This window comes from Alteromonas sp. KUL49 (genome assembly GCF_006538345.1).
Taxonomy (GTDB): Bacteria; Pseudomonadota; Gammaproteobacteria; order Enterobacterales; family Alteromonadaceae; genus Alteromonas.
The window spans coordinates 488,773-513,179 of record NZ_BJKL01000002.1 but is presented as its reverse complement, the minus strand read 5'-3'; the positions used below and the strand labels follow the sequence as shown (position 1 = coordinate 513,179).

Annotated in this window: 25 protein-coding genes and 1 pseudogene; 13 read left to right on the top strand and 13 right to left on the bottom strand. The window is 43.9% G+C overall.

The features are described 5' to 3' along the window. Window positions 1-32 precede the first annotated feature (32 nt). From EYS00_RS05410 to EYS00_RS05385, 6 genes are all read right to left on the bottom strand, one after another. Complete coding sequence (locus EYS00_RS05410) at window positions 33-1,304, bottom strand: response regulator (RefSeq protein WP_130635529.1); 1,272 nt, start codon at window positions 1,302-1,304, stop codon at window positions 33-35. A 224-nt stretch (window positions 1,305-1,528) separates the two neighbouring features. After that, complete coding sequence (locus EYS00_RS05405) at window positions 1,529-2,218, bottom strand: crotonase/enoyl-CoA hydratase family protein (protein ID WP_130635528.1); 690 nt, start codon at window positions 2,216-2,218, stop codon at window positions 1,529-1,531. Between the two features lie 37 nt (window positions 2,219-2,255). After that, window positions 2,256-2,690 (bottom strand): DUF4426 domain-containing protein, encoded by a 435-nt coding sequence (locus EYS00_RS05400; RefSeq protein WP_130635527.1) that lies wholly within the window; start codon window positions 2,688-2,690, stop codon window positions 2,256-2,258. 21 nt (window positions 2,691-2,711) lie between these two features. Continuing rightward, window positions 2,712-3,251, bottom strand: coding sequence for a YggT family protein (locus tag EYS00_RS05395; protein ID WP_130635526.1), 540 nt, complete (start codon window positions 3,249-3,251; stop codon window positions 2,712-2,714). A gap of 17 nt (window positions 3,252-3,268) precedes the next feature. Continuing rightward, on the bottom strand, window positions 3,269-4,087 hold the full coding sequence (gene proC, locus EYS00_RS05390; RefSeq protein WP_130635525.1) for a pyrroline-5-carboxylate reductase: 819 nt from the start codon (window positions 4,085-4,087) through the stop codon (window positions 3,269-3,271). 25 nt (window positions 4,088-4,112) lie between these two features. After that, window positions 4,113-4,799, bottom strand: coding sequence for a YggS family pyridoxal phosphate-dependent enzyme (locus EYS00_RS05385; protein ID WP_130635524.1), 687 nt, complete (start codon window positions 4,797-4,799; stop codon window positions 4,113-4,115). A gap of 27 nt (window positions 4,800-4,826) precedes the next feature. Between EYS00_RS05385 and EYS00_RS05380 the strand changes: the two are divergent. The 3 genes and pseudogenes from EYS00_RS05380 to EYS00_RS05370 all read left to right on the top strand — a co-directional run bounded on the left by EYS00_RS05380 (window position 4,827) and on the right by EYS00_RS05370 (window position 7,320). Beyond that, window positions 4,827-5,869: pseudogene (locus EYS00_RS05380) on the top strand (type IV pilus twitching motility protein PilT). Window positions 5,870-5,878: 9 nt separating this feature from the next. Then, window positions 5,879-6,991, top strand: coding sequence for a PilT/PilU family type 4a pilus ATPase (locus EYS00_RS05375; protein WP_130635523.1), 1,113 nt, complete (start codon window positions 5,879-5,881; stop codon window positions 6,989-6,991). Between the two features lie 11 nt (window positions 6,992-7,002). Further along, window positions 7,003-7,320, top strand: a complete 318-nt coding sequence (locus EYS00_RS05370) for a DUF2007 domain-containing protein (protein ID WP_130635522.1) — start codon at window positions 7,003-7,005, stop codon at window positions 7,318-7,320. A gap of 10 nt (window positions 7,321-7,330) precedes the next feature. Here EYS00_RS05370 and ruvX read toward each other — a convergent pair whose 3' ends face one another. From ruvX to EYS00_RS05350, 4 genes are all read right to left on the bottom strand, one after another. Next, entirely contained in the window at window positions 7,331-7,762 is a 432-nt protein-coding gene (ruvX, locus tag EYS00_RS05365; RefSeq protein ID WP_130635521.1) for a Holliday junction resolvase RuvX, read from the bottom strand. Continuing rightward, window positions 7,755-8,321 (bottom strand): YqgE/AlgH family protein, encoded by a 567-nt coding sequence (locus tag EYS00_RS05360; protein ID WP_130635520.1) that lies wholly within the window; start codon window positions 8,319-8,321, stop codon window positions 7,755-7,757. The genes ruvX and EYS00_RS05360 overlap by 8 nt, the downstream gene beginning before the upstream one ends. Before the next feature lie 31 nt (window positions 8,322-8,352). Continuing rightward, window positions 8,353-9,315 carry a glutathione synthase gene (gene gshB, locus EYS00_RS05355; RefSeq protein WP_130635519.1) on the bottom strand — a complete coding sequence of 321 codons (963 nt, stop codon included), beginning with the start codon at window positions 9,313-9,315 and terminating at the stop codon, window positions 8,353-8,355. A 149-nt stretch (window positions 9,316-9,464) separates the two neighbouring features. Continuing rightward, window positions 9,465-10,193, bottom strand: a complete 729-nt coding sequence (locus EYS00_RS05350) for a 16S rRNA (uracil(1498)-N(3))-methyltransferase (protein ID WP_130635600.1) — start codon at window positions 10,191-10,193, stop codon at window positions 9,465-9,467. 580 nt (window positions 10,194-10,773) lie between these two features. Here EYS00_RS05350 and EYS00_RS05340 point away from each other — a divergent pair. After that, entirely contained in the window at window positions 10,774-11,613 is an 840-nt protein-coding gene (locus EYS00_RS05340; protein WP_130635517.1) for a mechanosensitive ion channel family protein, read from the top strand. 74 nt (window positions 11,614-11,687) lie between these two features. Here EYS00_RS05340 and EYS00_RS05335 read toward each other — a convergent pair whose 3' ends face one another. After that, complete coding sequence (locus EYS00_RS05335; RefSeq protein WP_130635516.1) at window positions 11,688-12,485, bottom strand: M48 family metallopeptidase; 798 nt, start codon at window positions 12,483-12,485, stop codon at window positions 11,688-11,690. A gap of 191 nt (window positions 12,486-12,676) precedes the next feature. On the opposite strand from EYS00_RS05335, the gene EYS00_RS05330 reads away from it, so the two are divergent. From EYS00_RS05330 to EYS00_RS05300, 7 genes are all read left to right on the top strand, one after another. Further along, on the top strand, window positions 12,677-13,165 hold the full coding sequence (locus EYS00_RS05330; protein ID WP_130635515.1) for a hypothetical protein: 489 nt from the start codon (window positions 12,677-12,679) through the stop codon (window positions 13,163-13,165). Between the two features lie 275 nt (window positions 13,166-13,440). Further along, complete coding sequence (locus EYS00_RS05325; RefSeq protein ID WP_130635514.1) at window positions 13,441-15,252, top strand: choice-of-anchor I family protein; 1,812 nt, start codon at window positions 13,441-13,443, stop codon at window positions 15,250-15,252. A gap of 289 nt (window positions 15,253-15,541) precedes the next feature. Further along, entirely contained in the window at window positions 15,542-16,666 is a 1,125-nt protein-coding gene (locus EYS00_RS05320) for a beta-ketoacyl-ACP synthase III (protein WP_130635513.1), read from the top strand. Between the two features lie 36 nt (window positions 16,667-16,702). Beyond that, the gene (gene prsK / locus EYS00_RS05315) at window positions 16,703-18,745 is read left to right on the top strand and encodes an XrtA/PEP-CTERM system histidine kinase PrsK (protein WP_130635512.1); all 2,043 of its coding nucleotides are present in this window, start codon (window positions 16,703-16,705) and stop codon (window positions 18,743-18,745) included. Window positions 18,746-18,810: 65 nt separating this feature from the next. Further along, window positions 18,811-20,172 carry a PEP-CTERM-box response regulator transcription factor gene (gene prsR, locus EYS00_RS05310; protein WP_130635511.1) on the top strand — a complete coding sequence of 454 codons (1,362 nt, stop codon included), beginning with the start codon at window positions 18,811-18,813 and terminating at the stop codon, window positions 20,170-20,172. A 145-nt stretch (window positions 20,173-20,317) separates the two neighbouring features. Next, a complete protein-coding gene (locus EYS00_RS05305; RefSeq protein WP_130635510.1) occupies window positions 20,318-20,668 on the top strand; it encodes a hypothetical protein in 351 nt (116 codons plus the stop codon). Between the two features lie 175 nt (window positions 20,669-20,843). Continuing rightward, window positions 20,844-21,236, top strand: a complete 393-nt coding sequence (locus EYS00_RS05300; protein ID WP_130635509.1) for a DUF3718 domain-containing protein — start codon at window positions 20,844-20,846, stop codon at window positions 21,234-21,236. A gap of 89 nt (window positions 21,237-21,325) precedes the next feature. Here EYS00_RS05300 and EYS00_RS05295 read toward each other — a convergent pair whose 3' ends face one another. Beyond that, a complete protein-coding gene (locus EYS00_RS05295; RefSeq protein WP_130635508.1) occupies window positions 21,326-21,859 on the bottom strand; it encodes a glycoside hydrolase family 108 protein in 534 nt (177 codons plus the stop codon). A gap of 255 nt (window positions 21,860-22,114) precedes the next feature. Here EYS00_RS05295 and EYS00_RS20840 point away from each other — a divergent pair, with 255 nt between their 5' ends. Both EYS00_RS20840 and EYS00_RS20835 read left to right on the top strand, forming a co-directional pair. Continuing rightward, the gene (locus EYS00_RS20840) at window positions 22,115-22,645 is read left to right on the top strand and encodes a carboxylesterase (RefSeq protein WP_242618653.1); all 531 of its coding nucleotides are present in this window, start codon (window positions 22,115-22,117) and stop codon (window positions 22,643-22,645) included. 8 nt (window positions 22,646-22,653) lie between these two features. Next, complete coding sequence (locus EYS00_RS20835) at window positions 22,654-23,160, top strand: hypothetical protein (protein WP_242618652.1); 507 nt, start codon at window positions 22,654-22,656, stop codon at window positions 23,158-23,160. 52 nt (window positions 23,161-23,212) lie between these two features. Here EYS00_RS20835 and EYS00_RS05285 read toward each other — a convergent pair whose 3' ends face one another. Next, the gene (locus tag EYS00_RS05285; RefSeq protein ID WP_242618666.1) at window positions 23,213-24,385 is read right to left on the bottom strand and encodes a dipeptidase; all 1,173 of its coding nucleotides are present in this window, start codon (window positions 24,383-24,385) and stop codon (window positions 23,213-23,215) included. Window positions 24,386-24,407: the final 22 nt, after the last annotated feature.

Here is a 24,407-nt window from a genome sequence, read left to right as displayed (position 1 = left end):
ATCGAAGAATAATAGGATTGGCGAATGCATCTTCAGATAATTGGTTTTTTAATCTGTTTTAAGAGTGCTACTGCTTTCTCTCTGTGACCTAGAGCATGGTAAAGTTTAACTAAGTCCATATTGTCATCAAACGAAAGTGACAAAGTAGAGAGTTTGATACCGTTTATTTTGGATTCAGCGAGTCTCTTCTCGCCCTGAGTAACAAGGATCCTCGCTTCAATAATCTTTGCGCGATTTTTGGTTGTCGAGTCTACCGTTTTACACAAGTCAATAAGCTGCCTCGAAGCTCTGTGAAGCGTGCTGGCTCCTGCTTCCGGTGGCGCTGATGCTGCCAAGTCAATTGAAGCTCTGATCAGGTTTAATACTATTTCTGGTGACGCGTGAATGGAGTTACGAGCATATTTCTCCATGCGAAAGGCAGAGACATACTGCTCTTCTGCATTGTGATTGAGTTTGGCCAAATCACAAACGCGCTTGCTTCTTTCTATATTTCTGGGGGCGAGCTTGCCCGCTTGCTGAATTTCGGTAAAGGCTTTATCAAATTCATTGAGCTCGACATAATAGTTTGCCAAGAGGTCATAGGCCATAAAGCGAGTATCCGCTCGTTGTTTCAGTGTCTCAATTTTAGCCTGTGCCTCCTCAAGCTTGTCTTGCTTTAATAAGGCGCGGGCATACCCCGTGTGTGCCCAGCTATAATTAAACTCAGACAACAAAGTTCCATAGTATTTCTCAGCTGACGCGAACTCTCCTAACTCACACAGGCAGTCTCCTATCAAACGCTGAAGTTTGGGATGGAACCCTTTTAACTTCTGTTGCTTGAGACCTCGCTCTGCATAGTATATTGCTCTGGAGTATTCTTTGTGGTCGGCACAATAAAAAGGTTTGTGTAGCAGTTTGCGACAATTGAGTATGTTGATTATTCGCTGTTTTATTTTTTGGTGATCAAGTGGTTTTGTCCAAAAGTCGTCGGGTTGAAGTTCAACGATACTGTGCACTAGCGCGGGGTCTGTGTCGGCGCTTATAAAAATAACGCAGGTCGACTTTTTAATAAATCCTTTAAACTTTAGCTCTTCCAGTAAGTTGAAACCATCTTTGTCGGTATTTAAGTCGAAAGCGAGTACCACAATGTCGAATTGTTGTTGCCTAAACTCTGACAGTGCATGGTATGCACCACTTGCACCTCGCGTGTAGGAAAGACCTAAAGAATACATCAGACTTTTAAGTGCGTCGCGTACCAGTGCATTTTGGTCTATTACAATAGCACTTAACTGGTCTAGTGGTTTAGGTGAGGGGATATCAAACATTCAGCTACTTCCCTAATTACTGACACTTTCGAGCTAAATTATTTGAGCCACGATATGATTCGGTACTCTACTTACTCAATTTGTATTTACGTCAGAATAACAAATCTTCGAAAATATACTAGTGTTCCAATGACAAGTTAGAACGGTGTGAATAGGTCGACCTTAACTTCGTTTAAATATCTGGATTAAGGTCGACTTCTCTATTCTATTGCTAAAGGTACGAATTATAGTGAAGAGGTGCGATCTTCAATAATTGCTGCATCGAGACGAGCAAGCACGTCCGCACGTGCTTTGAGTTTGGTTTTGTGATGCGCTTTTTTGTCTAACCCAGCGAGAGCACCTACTACATTTTCGATGGTCGCTTGGAACTGCTCTTCTGGCACAGCGATGTCCAAAAAGCCTGCTTGAACAGCTTGCTTGGGGCTGAACATCTCAGCACAAATAACAGAGCGATTAAACTGTGCTAATGGCATTCGTTGTGCTGCGAGTTCGATACCTGCTCGATGCATTGTCATGCCAATAGCCACCTCGTTTAGCCCGATTTTAAATGCACCGTCAACGCCAATACGATAATCCGAAGCCAGTAATATAAAGGCTCCTTTTGCTACTGCATGCCCGCTGCATGCTGCAACTACGGGTTGAGGGAATGCCAACAAACGCCTTGTTAGCGTTGAACCTCTCTCGACCAGAGCCATGGCTGCATCCATGCTTTCTTTCATTACTTTTAAATCGTAGCCACCCGAGAACATGCCCGGTTGACCTGTGATAACAGTGACTAGCCCAGCATTTTCTGCTTTGTCTAGGGCGTCGTTGAGTTCATCGATGAGTTGATGGGATACCGCGTTTACCTTCCCGTTATTAAGCGTAATAACCGCGTGTTTGTCGAAAGCTTGGTAGTTAACTATGTTACTCATGGCTCTTCCTTTTTATTGTAATGTCGAAAATCCAGGCTTAATCGACATACATTTTTTGTTGAAACTGTAGGGTTTGCGTTTTGCCACCTTGCTGTATTTCCACCGAGAAGCGATAAGTTTCCTGGTCTCTGAACGGCAGTATGGCAAGATAATAAATAGCGTTACCGTCGACCACTTTTTTGAAAGACAGTGGTTTTGACGTACCAAGTAGATTTCGAGCAGTACCTGACATAGCAACAGTTTGTGCTTTTTGAGTGTCGCTATCTAGCACCGAGATGTTAACCAGTGCATTAAACTTACTACGCACAATGCCGTAAGATTTAGCCACTTCCGGCGTCAGAAAGGGAGTGCCGAATACTATGTAATGCACATCCCAGTCACCTAACGTTTCTTTTTGTTCTGCGTGGCTAAAAGGTATAAATAAAAGAAGCGCCGCGATTACGCTCGTTTTAATTGTTGTTAGTAGATTCATAGGTGGCTCACTCGCTCTACACTAATAAAAACGAAACATGTCCTGTAACAGGATTTGCAAAAATTGAAGTCCAATAATGGCCACAAGTACGGATAAGTCTAGTCCACCCAGTGGAGGTAATATTCTACGTATGGGGGAGAGGAATGGCTCAGTGAGCTGATGTAACACGTAATCAATGGGTGATGCACCTTGTGATACCCAACTCAAAATAGCGCGAAGTAATAGTACCCAAAACATTAACGATAGCGTCTCTTTTACAACATCAATACATGCAATGACCAAGATACTGACGGGGTTTAGCGTGCCACCAAAAAGTAGTCCAAGTGTTGTGATTTTGAGCGCTGCCACGGCAATAGCGAGTACCAAGGTTGCCGTATCTAAACGACCAAAAGAGGGAATAAACCGGCGTAAGGGGCCGACAATGGGGTGGGTCGCTTTTACGATAAACTGACTAAGTGGATTATAAAAGTCAGCCCTTGCCATTTGCAGCCATAAACGCAAGATCACTATCATAAGGTAAAGGTTGAACAGCGTACTGATTAAAAATACTGTTGCATTCATTGGTTGTTATCCTGAATTTAAATCTGTTTAGCCATTTCTTCCGCGCGATTGACCGCGGCTTGCATAGCGCTTTGCACCAAGGTACGTAAACCAAGCTCTTCGAAAGTTGCAATTGCTTCTGCGGTGGTTCCGCCTTTAGACGTAACTTGGGCTCTAAGTTCGCTCAATTCAAGGTCAGGATTGTGACAAACCATTTCAGCACTGCCTAACATAGCCTGTTCAACAAGTAGCCTGGCTTCTGATTTGCCTATACCCATGGCGATTGCTTCTTGCTGCATGGCTTCTAAAAATAGGAAGAAGTATGCAGGGCTGCTTCCTGCTGCGGCAATGACCGTATTGATACCCCCTTCGCTCTCCACCCAGATGGTTTTACCTACAGCGTTCATCATTTGCTGTGCAAATTCTTTGTCACTCTGCTCAATATTCTTGTCGGCAAATAGGCCAGCCATGCCTTTTCCGAGTAAGCTTGGCGTGTTAGGCATAACGCGAATAAGCGGGTATGTGCTACCAAGCATTTGATGAAGTCGCGAGACGGGAAGTCCGGCAGCCAAACTAACGAAAAGTTTACCTGTAAGTAGTGAAGCAGAAAACTCTGCAGTAACAGCCTCCATTACCTGTGGTTTTACCGACAGCACAATAACGTCAGCAAATTCACAGGCCTCGTTATTATCTTGCGTTGTTTGTATACCAAACTCTGCACTTAGGCCATCGAGTTTAGGTGTTGATGGGTTACTCGCAATAATACATTTGGCGTCGTAACCATTTTTTACCAAGCCGGAAATAATGCAGCGAGTCATATTCCCGGCGCCAATGAAGGCAATTTTTCTAGATTGCATCGTGTTCCTAAACAAATATTTGTTGCTATGTTCTTGCACCGAATATGGCAGTGCCTACTCGAACCATGGTTGAACCATTGGCAATAGCGGCTTGCATATCGCCGCTCATACCTACTGAGAGTGTATCGAATTCAGGGCGTGAAGTACCTACGCTGTCAAATAGCTCCTGTAGTTTGCACAATGAGTTGTGCTGTTCTTCTTCTCTTGCGTTGGCTTTTGGAATGGCCATAAGTCCCCTCAGTTTGAGATTGGGGAGTTGTTCAATAGCAGTGGCGAGTGATGCAACGTCATCTGGTGCAACACCAGACTTGGATACTTCACTGTCGATATTAACCTGAATACACACGTACAAAGGCCCAAGTTCCTGTGGGCGTTGCTCACTTAATCTACGAGCAATCTTTTCTCTGTCTATCGACTGTACCCAATTGAAATGCTCCGCTACCAACTTAGTCTTATTGGACTGAATCGGCCCTATCATATGCCATTCAATGTCGTCTAAGTGTTGAAGTGCTTGCACTTTTTCAACACCTTCCTGAATGTAGTTTTCTCCGAATAAACGTTGTCCGGCCTCATACGCAAGGTTAATTTGAGATACCGGTTTGGTCTTACTGACAGCTAGTAATTTGACTGAGTTTGGAGGACGATGTGCCAACGCAGTGGCCTGAACTATTCCTTCCCGTGTGGAATTCAGTCTTTCTGCTATTGTTTGCATTATTCACCTTTATTGGGAGAAGTGGTTGTGGATATTACCGAACTTTTGGCCTTCAGTGTAAAAAATGGCGCATCAGATTTACATTTATCTGCTGGATTACCTCCCATTATCCGCGTTGATGGTGATATGCGAAAGCTTAATGTAGACCCCCTCGATCACAAACAGGTTCACGCGCTCATCTACGAAATTATGAATGATGGCCAGCGTAAAGAATACGAAGAAAATCTCGAAACAGACTTCTCATTCGAAGTGCAGGGACTATCCCGATTTAGGGTTAATGCATTTGTACAAAATCGCGGCGCTGCTGCTGTGCTGCGTACCATTCCAAGTAAAATACTGACCCTCGATGAATTGGGGGCACCTGCTTCATTTAAGCAGATAATTAACCAACCTACAGGGCTGGTGTTGGTGACAGGTGCCACGGGTTCAGGAAAAAGCACTACGCTAGCGGCGATGATCGACCACATCAACTCGCACAAGCGTGAACATATATTGACTATCGAAGACCCCATAGAGTTTGTTCATGACAACAAACTATGTTTGGTCAACCAAAGGGAAGTACATCGTGACACCCATTCTTTCAATAACGCGCTACGCTCTGCTCTTCGTGAGGATCCTGACGTGATACTAGTAGGAGAGTTACGCGACCTTGAAACTATACGACTGGCAATGTCGGCTGCGGAAACCGGCCATTTAGTCTTTGGTACCCTTCATACGAACTCAGCCCCAAAAACTATCGACCGTATTGTGGACGTATTCCCTGCGGAGGAAAAATCTATGGTGCGTTCAATGTTGTCGGAATCGTTGCGAGCGGTAATTTCTCAAACCCTCTTGAAAAAAGTGGGGGGCGGCGAATTGCAGCTCACGAAATAATGATCGGAACTCCCGCTATTCGAAACCTAATCCGTGAAGATAAGGTCCCTCAAATGTATTCAGCGATTCAAACCGGGCAAGCTCATGGTATGCAAACTATGGATCAATGCTTGCAGCGACTTGTTGCGCTTGGCGTTATTACACAGCAAGACGCAGCATCAAAAGCGATAGATAAAGCTGCCATGCCTAATCACTAGGGGAGCTCTATGTTAGACAATTATTTAGCCTCAATGGTGTCGAATTCAGCGTCTGACCTTTTCGTCACCGCACAATTTCCCGTGAGTGCCAAAATCAATGGGAAATTAACTCAGCTATCAGAATCGTCGCTCAGTGACATTGAAGCGTTAGCGCTCGTGCATGAGGCAATGAACGATAAACAAAAAATTGAATTTGACCAGAACAAAGAATGTAACTTTGCCATAGTACGCGAAGGTGTGGGACGTTTTAGGTGTTCGGCATTCTGGCAGCGCGATCAAGCTGGTATGGTGATTCGTAGAATTGTGACTGATATTCCCAAAGCAACAGACCTCGGTCTGCCGGAAGTATTGAAAGATATCATCATGGCGAAACGTGGGTTGGTGTTATTTGTGGGTGGGACAGGCACAGGTAAATCCACGTCACTAGCTGCACTGATAGGCCACAGAAATGCTCACTCGCATGGGCATATTTTAACTATTGAAGATCCCATTGAATTTGTTCATGAGCACGATAATTGTGTAGTCACACAGCGAGAAGTAGGTATTGATACCTTATCTTTTGATGACGCGTTAAAAAGTGCGTTGCGTCAAGCGCCAGACGTGATACTCATTGGTGAAATACGCTCCATGGAAACCATGGAGTTTGCCATGTCATTTGCCGATACTGGACATTTGTGTGTTGCAACGCTCCATGCCAATAATGCTAACCAAGCTATTGAACGTATCATGCACCTTGCTCCAAAGGATCAACACGACAAACTGCGGTTTGATTTGAGTTTGAATATTCGGGCCATTGTCGCTCAACAACTTGTTCCCACGGCGTCTGGAAATGGGAGAGTGGCTGCGATTGAAGTGTTACTAAACTCTCCCTTGGTCTCTGATTTGATTCAACGAAATAAGATAGGTGAACTCAAAGAAGCGATGCGCAAAGGTAAAGAGCAAGGTATGCAAACCTTTGATATGGCCCTTTACGCACTTTATCAACAAGGTACTATAACCATGGAACAGGCGTTACATCATGCGGATTCTCCGAATGATCTACGGTTGATGATAAAGCTCGATTCGGCGCAGGCCTCTGGATTGGGGACATTGTCTAATGTATCTATTGATATGGATGATTAAGGTCAGTAATCATGATTAAGTTGTTATCAACGGATGATGCACTACTTATGCAATCTGCCAAGAGTGAATTTGACGCACTCGGCATTCCTTATTTGGTAAAAAATGAGTTTGCTGGCGGTGCAGTGGGTGAGATCCCATGGATAGAGGCTTGTCCTGAATTATGGCTCGTCGATGTAAGCTGGCTTTCTCGAGCAACTATGGTTATCTCTTCACTCAATGATACGTTAAGCGACAATGATTTTGCAGAGTGGCATTGCACTGTATGTGAAGAGAAAAATGGCGCCGCGTTTGATTTTTGTTGGCAGTGTGAAACTGCCAAACCCAATTGATTTTATTGAGTTATTCGTACTGACGTTCTACCCAACTCGAAAAAATAACACAGGCAGAAACGCTGTCTATTTTATCCTTAGTGAGTTTTTTGTAACCCCCTAATTCAAACAACATTGCCTTTGCATCAGCAGTTGATAATCGTTCATCAGCAACATCTACTTTGACGCGAAAACGTCCGTGAAGACGATTGGCAAATTTCTGAGCCCTTTGGGTCATTTCTTGAGACGTACCATCCATGTTGAGTGGTAATCCAACAACAACGATGTCGGGTTTCCATTCATCATATATTTTCTCTATTTGCGACCAGTCTGGAATACCGTCCCTTGCTTTGAGCGCGGCTAACGGCGAGGCTGTACCTGTGATTTCCTGACCTATCGCAACGCCAATACTTCTTGTTCCGTAGTCAAAAGCTAAAACGGTACGTTGTCCACTATCACGCATGGCCACTACCGGGGGCGAGTTGCCAAACATCCACACCTAATTTATTCACTGCAGCTTGCCACTTTTTGTGGATTGGTAGATTAAATAGGATCTCTTGATCGGCCTCTACCGTTAACCAGGCGTTCTCTTGAAGTTCTTGTTCCAATTGACCTGCTTTCCAGCCAGCATAACCAAGCGCTATAATGGCAGATGATGGTCCATTGTTTTCGCCAATTGCCGTCAATATGTCTTTCGACGTTGTGACCATTACCTCTGAGGTTAACGATAGGCTTGAGCCATAACCTTCTTGAGCGGAATGTAGTACAAACCCTCTTTCTTGGTTCATAGGACCGCCTGCAAGAATAATTTGCTCACCGTAACGTTCATCAACCACTAACTCCTCATCCGTTTGTGAAAGCAGTTCTTTTAAATTCATCGACGATGGCTGATTAATAACAATACCCATTGCCCCCTCGTCATTGTGTTCACAAATATAAGTTAACGATCGGGCGAAATAAGGATCGTCCAGCGTTGGCATTGCGATGAGAAAGTGATTTTGTAAACTTTTTAGTTCGGTCATACGAGGTCCATTGGTCAACACTCTTTATGCGTTAATGAGTGCGATTTTTCTCCAATCGTTTTTCAATGGCATCAAACAGCATCGCCATAATATTAATATCGAAGTGCCCTTCTATCTCTCTAACACAGGTAGGGCTTGTTATATTAATCTCGGTAATTTTATCACCAATAACGTCGAGCCCTACAAAGAGTATTCCCTGTGCTTTTAATACTGGTGCAATGGCTTCGGCCAATGCTTTGTCAGTGTCTGACAAAGGTTGTGGTCGGCCCGTGCCTCCTGCCGCCAGATTCCCCCGAGTTTCCCCCTTAGTGGGCAATCGGGCCAAACAATAGGGTACAACTTCACCATCTACGATAAGTACTCTTTTATCACCGTCTTTTATTTCAGGTAAGTATGCTTGAACCATCATATAACGTCGGCCCAAATCAGTTAACGTTTCGATAATTACACCCAAGTTATTACCGTCAGACTTAACACGGAATATTGAGGCTCCACCCATACCGTCTAACGGCTTGCAGATGATATCTTGGTGCTTAGCATGAAACTCTCTAACTAACGTGCTGTTATTGGTTACTAGCGTATCTGGGATATGCTCGGGAAAATAGCTAGTGAAGAGCTTTTCATTGTAATCACGAAGTGCTTGCGGATTATTTACTACTAAGGCGCCATCTTTTTCTGCCAGCGACAAAATATGGGTAGCGTACATAAACTCACTATCAAAAGGCGGGTCTTTGCGCATAATGATAACGTCAATATCACCCAGATGAACCGTTTCAGGCTCAGACAGGCTGTAAAAGTCGGTAGCTTTGTCTTCCACAGTGACTTGACGAGAGAGCCCCATGGGTCTGCCATTGTCGATATACAAGTCCTTTAGCTCGAAATAAACAACTTTGGCACCTCGACGTTGTGCTTCTAGCATCATTGCAAAGCTCGTGTCCTTATGAGGTTTGATCGCACTAATAGGATCCATGATCACGCCTAGGGTATATTGCATGTAGCTCTCACTTATTCGATTACTGAAATGGAGTTTTGAAAAACTAGCTCAACGCCATATATGGTATCAATTCGAAATAAATCAATTGTTAGTTTAGAGCGCAACGATCTTTGCTGCAAAAATGCATAGCAAAGGCTAACGCAGTCTAATTATAGGTCACCATGCAGCGCCTGTAATACGCTAATACTCGCCAACGCAGCAGTTTCTGTTCTCAATATACGTGGTCCCATACTGACCGATAAGTAACCGCACTCGTTGGCCTGATGTATTTCATTCGCCGATAGGCCACCCTCTGGACCGATGAGAAGTCGATAGCCTTGGCTATTGTAAGGTTGTCGTGACAATGCTTGCTCAGCGCCGGGCGCTAATACAAAACGGCTAGTTGTTGTGGAATGTGAGAGCCATTGCTCTAACGTAACTGGAGTATTGAGGGTCGGGACTGTATTTCTACCACATTGCTCACAAGCACCCACGACTATCTTTTGCCACTGTTGCTGTTTTTTCTCCCATCGCTTTTCATCGAGCTTAACCGCACAGCGCTCTGTAAGAACGGGTGTAATTTCTGTGACACCAAGCTCTACACTCTTTTGTAGTACCGTGTCCATTCTGTCACCTTTAGACACGCCTTGTCCCAGATGAATGCTGAGTAATGACTCTTTTGATAGGGACAAGCATGCGTCGGCCTCGACATGCACCTTTCGACGCTCTACATGTACGATTTGAGCACTGTATTCATTGCCATCACCGTTGAACAACACAATGGGGTGATTTGCTTTTAGCCTGAGCACAGTTGCAATGTGGTGAGCCGCATCATCGGTCAGCGCAAACTCTTGCTCAAGTGGTATGTGATGTGGGTAGAAAATTCGAGGAATACGCATAGTTACTGGGTGAAACACAAATGAATACGCGCATCATACCGATAGCGTTACACGTTGTCGCGAAAAATCCGGCGTACTTCAGCTTTGGAAACAATAGGTTCCAGCGCTGTGATCTGATGACACGAATCTCCTTTTCGTGCGTACTTGGTATTGATACCAGTGTCTTTCATCATTGCATAGCAAAAAATTAGGCCTACGACGCACATGAGCGTCCCTAAAAACAACATGAAAACATTCCTTTAAACCACTTTCCGTTAACTTAGCTCTTTATCTCGGAATAATGCCGAGTGACGTGTGTTCCTGAAAAATACGAAGGGCAATCTATAAGCATTTGATGACTATTGTATGACGATGTCTCTCGCCTTATTTTTTTCAATATATATTTTAAAACGTCATAAGCATATCAAATATTCGTATTAAAGTACTGTAAAATGACGTTACGTGATGTGAATGGTAGAGATATTTCACCATTTGTCTATTATACAAAATGACGATGGCAACGAGTTCGTCCAACGTTTAGATTATGGGTCATTGGCGATAGTAGCCGCAAAATAAAAACTTACTAACACAAGGATGCACCATGGAAGAAACACTCAGTCAATTCAACACGAGTAATGTAGAACAGCTCGTCAACGATTATGCGATCCCTTGGGGAATAAACATCGCGCTAGCGCTTGTCATTTTTGTTGTTGGTCGAATGGTTGTCGGCCTGATTTTGAATCTTTTCCGCAAGCTCATGGGTAAGTCAAAATACGAACCCATGCTGGTAGATTTTTTGGCGTCTATTTTAAGCGCATTACTTACACTGTTCGTCATTGTAGCCTCATTGAATCAATTGGGGGTGGATACAACATCATTGGTAGCAATACTGGGTGCCGCTGGTTTAGCCATCGGCCTATCTTTACAAGATTCGTTAAAGAACTTTGCCGCAGGTGTCATGTTACTTGTATTTAAACCGTTTAAGGCTGGTGATTTCGTTGAAGCAGGTGGAACTGCCGGTGGCATCACAAAAATCAGTATTTTTACAACTACTATGACAACCCCAGACAACAAAGAAATCATTATTCCGAATGGTGCGATATACAGCGGAAACATCACTAATTACTCTGCCAAAGCAACACGTCGAGTAGATATGGTCGTTGGTATCGGGTATGACGCTGACTTACTCAAGGCAAAAAATATCTTACTTGAAATGGTGGCAGCTGATGATCGTATCTTGCAAGATCCTGCACCACAAGTGGCGGTATCAGAGCTCGCGGATAGTAGTGTTAACTTTGTAGTTCGTCCCTGGGTGAACACCGCAGACTTCTGGGCTGTGAAATTTGACTTTACCGAGGCCGTAAAGCTTAGATTTGACCAAGAGGGTATTTCCATTCCATTCCCTCAAATGGATGTACATGTACACAAAACAACTGACTAAAAGATAGTCTAACGTTTCACACTAAAAAGGGAGCACTTAACATGCTCCCTTTTTTAAAGATTAAGAGGCAGGTCCTATTCGCAACTAGGGTATACCGGCGCTGCACGGTAATCAGCCATGGCAGGAGCCATATTAGCTTTTAGATTATCTATTCGTGTTTGTGGAGCAGGGTGAGTTGATAGCAGCTCCATGGGGCGTTCACCGGAGCTAGCAGCATCCATGTTTTGCCACAGGTTTACCGACTGAGCCGGATTAAACCCTGATTTAGCCATGAGCTGTAATCCGATGATATCGGCTTCAGATTCATGAGTTCGGCTAAAGGGAAGTTGAACGCCAACCTGAACGCCCAAGCCAATAGCGCCCATGATTGCACTAGACCCTGCTACTTCTTGTTGCTCTAATACTTGACCCACAACTTCACTACCTACACCGATTACAGCAGATTGAGACATTCGCTCATTACCATGATTGGCTATAACGTGACCAACCTCATGACCGATAACTGCTGCGAGCTGATGTTGGTTTTCGGCAACATTAAGTAAGCCTGTATACACACCAATTTTTCCGCCAGGTAGGGCGAACGCATTTACCTGCTCATCGTCAAAAACGACAATTTCCCATTCTCCACCGAACACCTCTGACGGTACTTGCGCAACGATGGCATCGGCTACACAGTTCACATAACTATTTTGCACACGCTTATTAGAAATCGTCAGTTCTTCTTTCATGCTAGCGAATGCCTGATCGCCCATTTGCGCGAGTTGAGCATCGGAGTAAAGCAGCATCTGGCTTCTGCCAGTTGGAGAGGTAGCGCAAGCACCCAACGCGACGGCTAGCGCAGTGGCGATTAAATGTTGTGATATTCGTTTCATCCTTCTTCCTTTTTTGGGAGTCAACATACTGTGTATAGATTGTCAGGTTAAAACTGAGTCAAGTCAAAGTAATTAGCGGCTTCCGAAATTCGTTGTAAAAATAGCATGGCAGAGCATTAAGGATGGGTTCAGTTTGTCGGTACTATTCTTCGAAACATGTTGGCTCGATACTCTAAATTTAAGGAAGAGAGATGACCAAGACAATCAATAAATCACGACTAAGCTTTCCCCTTCTACGTAGGTTAGCTGCAGTTTTTGTATTGCTCGGAATAAACGGGTGCGCTAGCTCTGATGACATTTCATTGATGTCAAAAAACCAATTTGTTGAGGTGTTTTATGCTCGTGTGAACGACATCACGCCAATTACCTTTGAATCTCATGTCCCTGAAGCTATGGCATTGGGAGCAGCAGACGGTGCATTGTCTAGCTACGATAATGACCATGTCGTGGGTAACATGATATTTGGTGCATTCTTCGCCGGGCTAGTGACTTCGATAGTGGAAGGTGACCGAGAGGGGTTTGAGTTTGGTTTAAATGCAGTGGATGGAGATTACGTAATAGTCACCCTTGACGAGCTAGTAGCTAACGAGGGTGATTGCGTGATGGTCAGAATGTCGAGTGATGTTAGGGTTTACCCAACCGATGATTTTAACTGCAGCACATCATTAGGCGCGTATTAGAAATCTTTTTTAAAATAGCAGTTTAGATGATTTTTGTTTTTGTTCTATTCATTTGTTTTTGAGCATTTACGTGGTTTTGTGTCTTTTTGCTTAATTAATATTAGTGTCATAAACTGGCTCTAAGTTTGTACGGAACATTTTGTACTGCACGTATTAGAGACACCGCGACGCACTATTTTACACTACTTGAATGGAGTCTCTCGTACACAGCTATGCATTAACGGGAAGATTTTCTGTTAGTGACCACTGAATATGAAAAACAAAAAGGAAATCGAATGGCCGCTCAAAACAAATTTAAATTAGGCATCCTAGCACTACTTATATCTGCTTCTTTGACAGGCTGTGGGCTTGACGGAGACGACGGCGCTCAGGGTGAGACTGGCGCCCAAGGCCCTCAAGGCGAGCAAGGTGACGCGGGTAGTGACGGAGCAGACGGCAGTAACGGCGCAGATGCATCTTTAGGTGTATCACTTGACGTTGTTGGTCGCGCGTTTTTAGGAAACCTAACGGCGGCCGAGATTGTTCAGTATCACGCTGCAACACAAACTATTTACGCTACTAACGGAGACACCAATACTATTGCTGTTATCGTTGCAGATTCACTGTCTAATGACACTATGGCAGATCCGTTAGGTACGACTAACCTTGCCGTAACTAACATTTCGCTTCCGGCAGATGTTGATGGTGTTGCACTTGGCGGTCTAACAAGTATTGCAGTCAGCGGCGACTTAATGGCGGTAGCCGTGCCAGCAGCGACAAAAACCGATAATGGTTATGTACTTTTTTACAACGGTTTAGATGCCTCAGCACCAGTATTATTAGACACAGTTGAAGTGGGAGCACTTCCTGATATGGTGACTTTTACCCCAGACGGCGGGAAAGTACTGGTTGCCAACGAGGGTGAACCATCTGGTGATTATACTGTTGACCCAGTGGGTTCCGTTTCAGTTATCAATATTCTAGCTAATGGTGAGCCTGAAGAGACAGCAACTACCGTTGGGTTTGACAGCTTTAACGACAGCAAAGCTGAACTTGCTGCACAAGGAATGCTATTTCCAAACCCTTCTGGTAGAACAATCAAAGGTGTGTTGATTGATACTTCTGTTGCTCAAGACTTAGAGCCAGAGTACATCACATCGACTAACGACAATGCCTTTGTTAGCTTACAAGAAAATAATGGTATTGCCGTTATTGACTTGGAAGATCTCTCAGTTGAGATCGTAGGTTTAGGCGTTAAGTCTTGGGAAGGTTTGAATATAGATATCCAAGAAGACGGAGGCGTCAGTTTTGGTCAGTATGAAGGCATTTATGGTTTGTATCAGCCAGATACCATTGCGAGTTTTACTTGGAAAGATGCCGATTTCATACTCACAGCAAACGAAGGTGATGCACGGGAGTATTTCTTCGACGCTGTTGACGAAGCAACATGCTTAGCCGACGGTGGTTTAGAGTTTGATGAAGATGACGGATGTCTTGCTTACATCGATGAAGTGAAGGTAGAAGATCTAACTGCTGAGGCAAACTCTGAGCTTGCTATGTTACAAGCGACGGGTGAGGCGGATGACCTTCGTGTAACTAATGCAATGGGTGACAGTGACGGTGACGGTGAATACGACGCGGCATTTGCTTATGGCGCCCGCTCATTTACCATCTGGGACCAAAATGGCCTAGTTGTTTTCGATTCAGGCGATGATTTCGAACGCATTACCGCTTCAGTTCACGGCGCTCAGTTTAATAACAATGACGATGAAAACGAAGGCGATTCACGTTCTGAGAACAAAGGTCCTGAGCCAGAAGCGCTTACGGTAGGTATGGTTGGTGACCGCACTTATGCCTTCATTGGAACCGAGCGTATGGGTGGGATTTTCGTATATGATGTCACCAACCCGTACGATGCGCAGTTTGTAGAATATGTTATCAACCGTGATCTTACTGAAGGTCTATCAACCGGTGATGTTATTGGTGACCTAGCGCCGGAAAGCCTTGTGTTTGTGAGCGCAGACGATAGTTCTAACGGTCAAGCATTGTTGCTCGTAGGTAGTGAAGTAAGTGGCACAGTAACTGTGTGGCAAATCACTCAAAATTAATATGTGAAATTTTAATTGATTTCTGCGAAAACGGCGCCTTGAGCGCCGTTTTTTGTTGATTTTTTAGCTGTAACTTCTAAAGCCGAGCTAATTTGCCCTTCCAAAGATTACTTATTCTATCGATTGCGTTAAGCTAGTAGCACCTGTTCGCATTAGAACAATCGAATATAAACAAACTGACGACATTGTTTAATTATTCCCTTTTGCCTGAGGGAAGTGTTCGCGCAATCTTCAGATGTCTCGAATACATGTCGTACAATTTAAAAATAATTACAGAAAGAGATTACCCATGTCGCAGCAAATCGTTATTAGTGGGGTTGGAGTATGGCACCCACAAGATAGCATTTCTAATCAAGAGCTTGTGGAAAGCTATAACGCGTATTGTGATAAGTTCAATGCGCAACATAGTAGTGAAATTGAAAGTGGAGAAGTGCAGGCTATGCCTCACTCAAGCGCTGAATTTATTGAGAAAGCGTCAGGTATCAAACAACGTTACATCTACAAAAAAGATGGCGCGTTAGACGTGGATAGAATGAAACCACTGATTGAACCTCGAGCAGATGAAGTACTTTCTCATCAAGCTGAATTTGCTATTGCGTCGGCAAAGATTGCCATGGAGAAAGCCAACAAAAAGGCAGACGACATTGATGCGGTTATCGTTTCTTGTGCATACACACAGCGCTCCTATCCTGCTATCGCTATTGAAGTTCAGGGTGCGTTAGGAATCAAAGGGTTTGGTTTTGATATGTTGGTTGCATGCTCAGCTGCGACCTTTGGTATGCATAGAGCGTTCGAAATGCTGAGCGCCGGCAGCGCTAAGTGCGTTTTAGTCATAAATCCTGAACTAGTGTCTCCGCAAGTTAACTATAAAGACCGCGATAGTCATTTTATATTTGGTGACGTGTCTACTGCGACTGTTTTAGAACGCGCTGAAACCGCTACATCTGAACATGTTTATGATGTGTTGAGTACCAAGGCTGTAACGCAGTTTTCGAACAATATCCGTTCTAATTTTGGATATTTGACCCGTGCAGAGGACGTTGATCCATACGGTGCCGACAAGTTATTCCACCAAGCTGGACGTAAGGTATTTAAAGAAGTGTGTCCTATGGCTGCTGAGCATATTTCAGAGCACCTTAGCCGTCATGATATTGAGCCAGCAAATGTAAAACGATGGTGGTTGCACCAAGCTAACATCAATATGAACACCTTGATAGCAAAGCGACTATTAGGGCGTGAAGCCAGTCGCGAAGAAGCGCCCATAGTACTTGATGAGTTTGCCAATACAGCCTCTGCAGGCTCTGTTATTGCTTTTGGTAAATATCATGAAGATCTGGTCTCGGGGGACGTAGGCATTTTGTGTTCGTTTGGTGCAGGGTATTCCATTGGCTCTCTGGTATTGAAGAAGCGTTAATAGCAGGTAATTAGTGCGGTTTAGGGTGAAGAAAGGATGATTTCAGGTATAGGGATTTCAGACATAGGATACGCGCTGAATAGTTTAGCGTATTTAGTCCTCTTGTTGCTTCTACTCACTGTACGAAAATCCGGAGTAGCAAAGCACATGCTCGTGTTGGCATCAGCCGTCACACTGGTGTGGTCTTTGAGTATGATAGCCACGCTTTTTGGCCCTATCAGCCTGTCTCGTTTACTCAATATGGATGCAGTTAAACAGTTGGTTTGGCTGCTCTTTCTTGCAAGTTGCTTGCAAGATAATTTTACAAGCTTTTGGCAGATAATAAGGCGTCCAACAACCTTTTTTATACTCTTACCCGGGCTGATCACACTCTTACTACCAAACCTGTTTTATATTGACCCGTCTTGGCGTTATTTACTGCTAATTGTTTTAGCACTCGAAGTGTTGATTTTGTTGGAAGTGATGTATCGCCAAGCAAATAAAGATCAATGGGCATATAAGCCTCTTGTATTGTATTTAGGGGCTATTCATTTATTCGAGTTTGTTACCTACGCAAATGCAACCATGGTGAATCAAGTCGAACTGGGTTATGTCGCGGCGCGTGGTTTCATATATTTTCTACTCATTCCCTTTTTGGTCGTAGCGATTCGTAGAATAAGTCATTGGGGTGTAGACATATTTATATCTCGTGATGTTGTCCTGCACAGCTCTTTGCTCTTGGTCGCTGGTGCCTATCTGTTTGTGATGGCATTGGCGGGTTATGCCATTAATTATGTTGGCGGTAGTTGGGGCGCAACGGTACAAATAATTTTGGTGGTCATGTCGTTGGCTCTGCTGGCGAGTGTGTTTTTGTCTAATTCGTTTAGAACGAAGATAAAGGTGTTTATCACAAAACACTTCTTTGCTAACCAATATGACTATCGTGTGGAGTGGGTGAAGCTCACTAAAGCGCTCTCAACCAATGTGAATGAACCAGACAAAGTGTATGAGCGAGCATTGCTTGGAATGCTCAAGGCAATCAATTACGACTCTGGAATTCTATACAAGAAAACCAATGATGAATTTGAGCCGGTGGCATCGGTTAGGCCATTACAAGAAAACGAGCACAACCAAGCGCTACTGATAACCATGGCTCATCATTGTGAAACTAACCCCTGGTTTATTGATACCTCTGAGTATCAGGTTAAACCTTTCAATTATCAGGGGCTTCAGTTGGACAGAGATATTCTCAGAGAATGGGGGTATCAACTTTTCCTGCCGCTATACAATAACGAAAAAATATGGGGGGTTGCAGTACTTGCAGCGCGAGATGCCGAGAAAGTGTCGTTAAACTGGGAGCTCAGAGACTACCTCACCGCCGTTACCGAGCAGGTCGGTACTTATATCTATCACCATGAAGCAGCTAAAGACGTTGCGGAAAACGCACAGTTTGCCGCCTTCAATCGTATGTCTGCCTTTGTACTTCACGACCTCAAAAATGTGATGGCCCAAGTCGACCTTATCCTAGCGAATGCTGAACAGCACAAGCACAACCCAGAGTTTATTGAAGATACTTTCGATACCTTGGTGCACACCAAGTCGCGTATGGATCGAATGTTAAAGCAGCTCACTGAAAAGAAAACGGTAATTTCTGGAGAGCAGGCGACGGTAAAATTATCCACTATTGTTCAGCAAGTGGTCGAACAACGATGCCAAGGTCTACTGCCGCTACCAACAGTGCATGTCTCAGAAGAGTTGTCAGTAAACGTTGATAACGAGAAAGTGGCAAATGTTTTCTATCATTTAATTAGCAATGCGCAACAAGCTACAGAAAATAATGGTCAAGTAAATATAACCTTGACTAAATCAATCAGTGGTAAGCGACAGTTTGTGCATATCGAAGATACCGGTTGCGGGATGGACGCAGATTTCATTGAAAATCGCTTGTTTAAGCCTTTTGACACCACGAAAGGCAATGCCGGAATGGGTATAGGGGCTTATGATGCTAAAGACTACATGAGTTCGATTGGTGGGTCGCTGAAAGTGAGAAGTGAAGTTGGAAAAGGGAGTTGTTTTACGCTCGCTTTTCCGATTAACTAGTCAGATGTGTCGAGTGTGTAAAAACGCACTTATATCAGGATGAAGTAACAAATAGGAAAAGGGTAATGGCAGAAACCATATTAGTGGTTGACGACGATTTGGGTATCCAAAAACAATTAAAATGGAGCTTAACTGACTACAATGTCGTATTTGCTGATGATCATACGTCGGCGATTGCGCAGTTACGTCGTTTTGAACCCAAAGTAGTTACTTTAGATCTTGGCCTTCCACCTGACCCTGCTAATGCTTCTGAAGGACTTAGGATTTTACAAGATATTGTGTCTTTGGCACCTCGAACAAAAGTCATCGTAGTGACAGGGAATAACGACAAGGAAAATGCACTCAAAGCCATTGAGTTTGGAGCTTACGATTTTTATCAAAAGCCCATTGATTCTGACACAATTAAGTTGCTGGTAGGCAGAGCGCTCAATCTCGCCACCCTTGAACACGAAAACAGTATCCTTTCCCGCGCTCGAGTGGGTATGGGACGTATTATTGGCAACAGTGATGCCATTCAAACAGTGGTGAAAAAAGCAGAGAAAATCGCTAATACCGATATTAGCACGTTGCTACTGGGTGAAAGTGGTACGGGTAAAGAGGTTTTCGCCCGGAGTATTCATGAACACAGCCCCAGAAAAGACAAGCCATTTGTTGCTATAAACTGTGCTTCAATTCCTGAGAGCTTACTAGAAAGTGAATTGTTTGGCTATGAAAAAGGCGCGTTTACCGGTGCTAATAAAACCACATTAGGCAAAATCGAAACCGCTCAAGGAGGGACTCTTTTCTTAGACGAGATCGGTGATATGCCTATTGGATTGCAAGCTAAAATGCTGCGATTTTTACAAGAGCGCGTTATCGAGCGCGTTGGCGGTAGAAACGAGATTCCGGTAGATATTCGTGTGATTTGTGCGACGCACCGAGACCTACAAACTATGGTGGCCGAAGAGCGTTTTCGAGAAGATTTGTATTATCGTATCGGTGAAATTCCAATTTTGATTCCACCACTCAGAGATCGAGATCAAGACATTGTTTTGTTAGCTCGCACATTTTTAAACAGTTATCGCGAAGAATTTAACGCTAAAGCAAAGAGTTTTTCCGAGTCAGCCATCAACGCTATGCTAGCTCACAAGTGGCCAGGTAATATTCGAGAAATGCAAAATAAGCTCAAGTCTGCGGTAATAATGGCCGAGGGCACCGTCATTCAACCAGATGATATGGGGCTGATGCCAGTGAGCGGTGAAACCGAATTAGAGACCCTAAATTTACGAGAAGTGCGTGAAATTGCCGAGAGTCGAGCCATTCGCAAAGCTTATCAGACCGCTGACAAAAACATGTCAAAAACCGCTGAGTTGCTCGGCGTTACGCGTCCAACGCTCTATTCACTCATTGATAAATATCATCTAGACGATCTTAAAAGTAGTGACTAAAAATTACTCGTTGTAGTGATGAAAAGCGGGTTTGCCAGGGAAAAAATTTATCATAATGTTTAATGGCGAATTACGCTGACCTATGACACGCTTAACGTATGCACTACGTTTATTATGAGCGTAGTGCGTTATTTGTAAGGTACGTATGTCATTTGATAGCCACGGTGAATTAAAGATTTGGGTGCAAGATAATATTGTTTATCTTGAAGCCTCTGGTGGATGGAATCTGGAAAAGGCCAGAGAGTTCACCCGAACAATCAACGAAGTCATATTTCCTCAGCTAGTTCCTCCGTTTGGTGTAGTGGGTGTCTTGCATAACGATTGGATGCCTACCGCAGACGCTATCCCTCACCTTCATGAAGCCACTCGTATCGCTATCAAAGCCGGTATGGTTAAAGAAGCTTACGTGTCGTCTTCTGCTATCTCGTCTCGAGTGACACAAAGCTTCGTGTTACCCCCCAGATTGCTCGCATTACCAAAGTCGCGAATTTTCTAATTTAGAAGAAGCGGTTACTTGGATTAAAGAAGACGAGGTAAATAACAGTTACTCTCAAAAAGGTATGTATTCGAATACCTAAGTATCGTCTCTAGGATTTTTCTCTCCACCGTTTTTTAGTTTAATTCATCTCGAACAGACAAATCTAACTTATTAAAAATTCGAGGAATTAACCATGTTGAAAATAGTTAAAGCTTCTTTACTTATCGGCGCTACTCTTGGCGTTTCGGGTATGGCTCAAGCTAACGTTGATGAGGCACTAGCAAACATTTGTACCATCGTTCAGGCTGACGATAAAAGTGAACTACGCAAGAAAATGCGTGCAGTAGAAGCCGACTACAGACTAAAGCTTAAAGATTACTACGACGGTATTACATGTAGCGGAAACAGCTTAATCCGCACTGCATTGCTCAATGGTGCAGTAAACTCTGGTTCTTTACTTGTTAAGAAAATGCCTAAGAGTGACCTTTCTGCTCCTGAAGCTGACGGTAAAACATTGACCGCATGGGTAACTGAGAATGGTTTGCAAGACAGCCCAATTGCTCAGTTGCTAGCGAACCGAATCTAATGGCACTAGCCAAAGACCATTTCAACATGGTTGCAGAGTAAACGCTCTGCGCTCTAAAAAGGCGACCTTTTGGTCGCCTTTTTTCCTTTCTAAAGACCCTTTAAAGTGCGTTTAACCCAGCCAAAGAAAAACTTCCTATTTGATGATGTTGCCTCACATATTTCGACGTAGCGATTTATTTTTGCGAGCGCAAATTCAGTGAGAAAAAGCCTCTTATCTGTGTTGTTTAGCTTTGCAAGCGAGTTAGGTCCAATGAATCCGTCTGCTACTGCTCCAACTGCAGACTGAGCTAACTTCACGCTTGTTCTTGGACCGGCATTGACTGCAAAATCAAAAATAGATTCAGCGATACTTTGATCATCGATGTCGTCGCCTTTTATCACTTCCCAATAGCGCTCAACATAAATAGACTTTACGTGAGACTGAATTTGGTGGTCATCGGCCAGACAATCGGGAAAGTCATCTCGATTTTTGAGACTATCGATAACCGGCCAACCTACCCAATGCGGGTTCTTTGCGCGTGCTACCCCCATGTAGGTTTCACCGCCGTTATCGTCTGGGTCGAATACGTAACCCCCTTCCATGTCCATGGTATGGTTAAATGCTAAATTAAAGTCTGCCATCTGTTTTCCTTTTTTAAGTGGTTAAGGAAATCTTGGCTAAACCGAGACAAGAAAACCGTGAAGTCATTTCACCTTTGTCGAAGCGCTGTTTCCTATTGCGGGTTGACTTAATGATGAGAGTAAATCAAAAAATATGCAATCTGCTTCATTGAGATAGCACAAGCCAAAGACGCTTCACCCTCTCATAGTTTCGAAATACTTAGGTCATGTTATTATGACGACACTTTTTATCACCAAATCGTTAGGAGACTTTTGGTGCGAGTTACCTTAAAACGTATGAAGTTTTTTATTGGCGTTTTGTTATTGTCTATGCCAGTGGTTGTTAGTGCTACTACTGTATCGCCAAAAGAACAATTTACCGCACTTTACCAGCAAGAGCTCGGAGAGCTGGTACCCTGTCGTTCTACATCACTTTACCGACACTCGGTGTGTTCAAATCTGCTCAGAAATGAGGGAAATGCTCCATTCTTACTGTTGCATGATGAGCCAGCTGAAAAAGTCGCGGTACTTGTCCATGGCTTAAGTGATTCGCCTTTTTTCATGCGAGAAATTGCTGGTATTTTGTTTAGCGAGGGCTTTGATGTCATTGCACCATTATTGCCCGGGCATGGACTACGTGATGCAGATGACGATATGGAAGACAGTAAACTTGCTGAACGTTGGCAGGCTCACGTTTCGCAGGCGGTGAGTATCGGTCAATCAATGAGTGATACTGTGATTATTGGAGGCTTCTCGACGGGGGGGCGTTATCTGTTGAGTACTATCTCAACAATCCCGATGCCATAGACGGAATCATGCTGTTCTCTGGTGCTCTGGCGCTATCTGATAATGCCGAGAGTCTCTCAAAAATCTGGGGTATTAAGCTGCTCGCCAAATTCCTCGATGGCAGTTACGAGACGCACGGCCCGAATCCACATAAATATCCTAGTGTTGCGAGTTTTGCTGGAATGGAGCTCATGGATATTATTAGTGGCATTCGTGAAAAAGTGAGTGAAGGCCAGACGATCGACGTGCCTTTGTTCGTTGCGCATTCACAAGCAGATGTAACTACTCCGATACACGGTGTTGAACAACTTATCGAAACAACCACTGCTGGAAACACCTTTTTTGTTATCGATGAGTCCTACGAGCTATGCCATGCTGATTTAGTGGTCAACCAAGTATTACTGAACACGATGAGATTTAACACAGCCTTAGTGAAAGAACACGAGGCATGTGCTATTCCAGAAGCAAATCCTCTGTTTGATCAGATGGCTTTGATGTTAAGAGCGTTCTTGGCGGGCTTTGATGCAGGAGAATAATAGTCTTTATACGCGCCCGATTGGGCGCGTTGACTCAATATTTATACAGTGATTAATGGGCAGCTGCGTAAACTTCTACGGCTTTCCAAACTCTTAATAAATTACCACTAAGCACTTTCTTGATGTCCGCCTCACTGTAACCTCGATTAAGCATTCCTTGAACCAAGTTAGGAAAGGTCGATACATCCTTTAAATCGATGGGTAATGAGTCACCAACACCATCATAGTCTGAGCCAATACCCACGTGATCGATACCTACCAGTTTCACTACGTGATCAATGTGATCCAACACTTCATCAAGGGTTGAATAAGGATATGGGTTTTCAGCGCGATAAGTTTCGTCAAAGTTCTCTAGTTTAGGACTTTCGTCGCCTTCGGCCTCCACAATTGCATTTCGTGCTTGGGTGTATCCCGCTCGCCACTGTCTTGCGGCTTTGGATACGAACCCTGAGCCAAAGTTAATCATAATGACGCCGCCATTCTCTCCGAGTGCTTTAACCATATCATCGTCCATATTGCGTTCGAAGTCTGGTGTAAAACGACGCAACGATGAATGTGAAGCGATCACTGGAACCTTAGTCAGTGCCACGGCTTGATAAAACGCGTCATCAGATACATGAGAGATATCAATCATGATGCCAATGTTATTCATCTCTGTGATCAGCGATTTACCAAAAGGACTTAGGCCTTTCCATTGCCTGCGTAAATCATAAGAAGAATCAGAAATGTGGTTGGATTGGCTATGTGCTAACGTTATGTATCGTATTCCGCGCTCGTAAAACAAAGCTAGGGTGTCTAAGTTTCCTTGAATCGGAGAACCATTTTCCATACCTAATGGGAGAGAAATGAGACCTTTTTCGAACTGTTCCTCCACATCCGCAGTGCTCTTGGCAATAGCAAATTTATCTGGCGCTCTTGCGACAATAGCTTCCACCTGATCAATGAGGACGTGAGCCAGCTGAGTTGACTCAGGTGAATTATCCAGACTAGCCGGTACATATATCGACATAAAAGGTGCATTTAGGCCGCCTTTAACCGCACGGGGGTAATCAAAATCCCCACCTTCGGTAGCCTCGGTGACGTCGACCCAACCTCGATTTACTCGATATGGTACGTCGATATGACCATCTACGATAATGGTATCGTGTGCAATCTGTACTGCTTTTTCTGAAACTTCAATAGCGTTAGCGTTGTTTGATAAGGCCATCATGGAACTCAAAATCATTGCAATGTAACGCTTTTTGAAT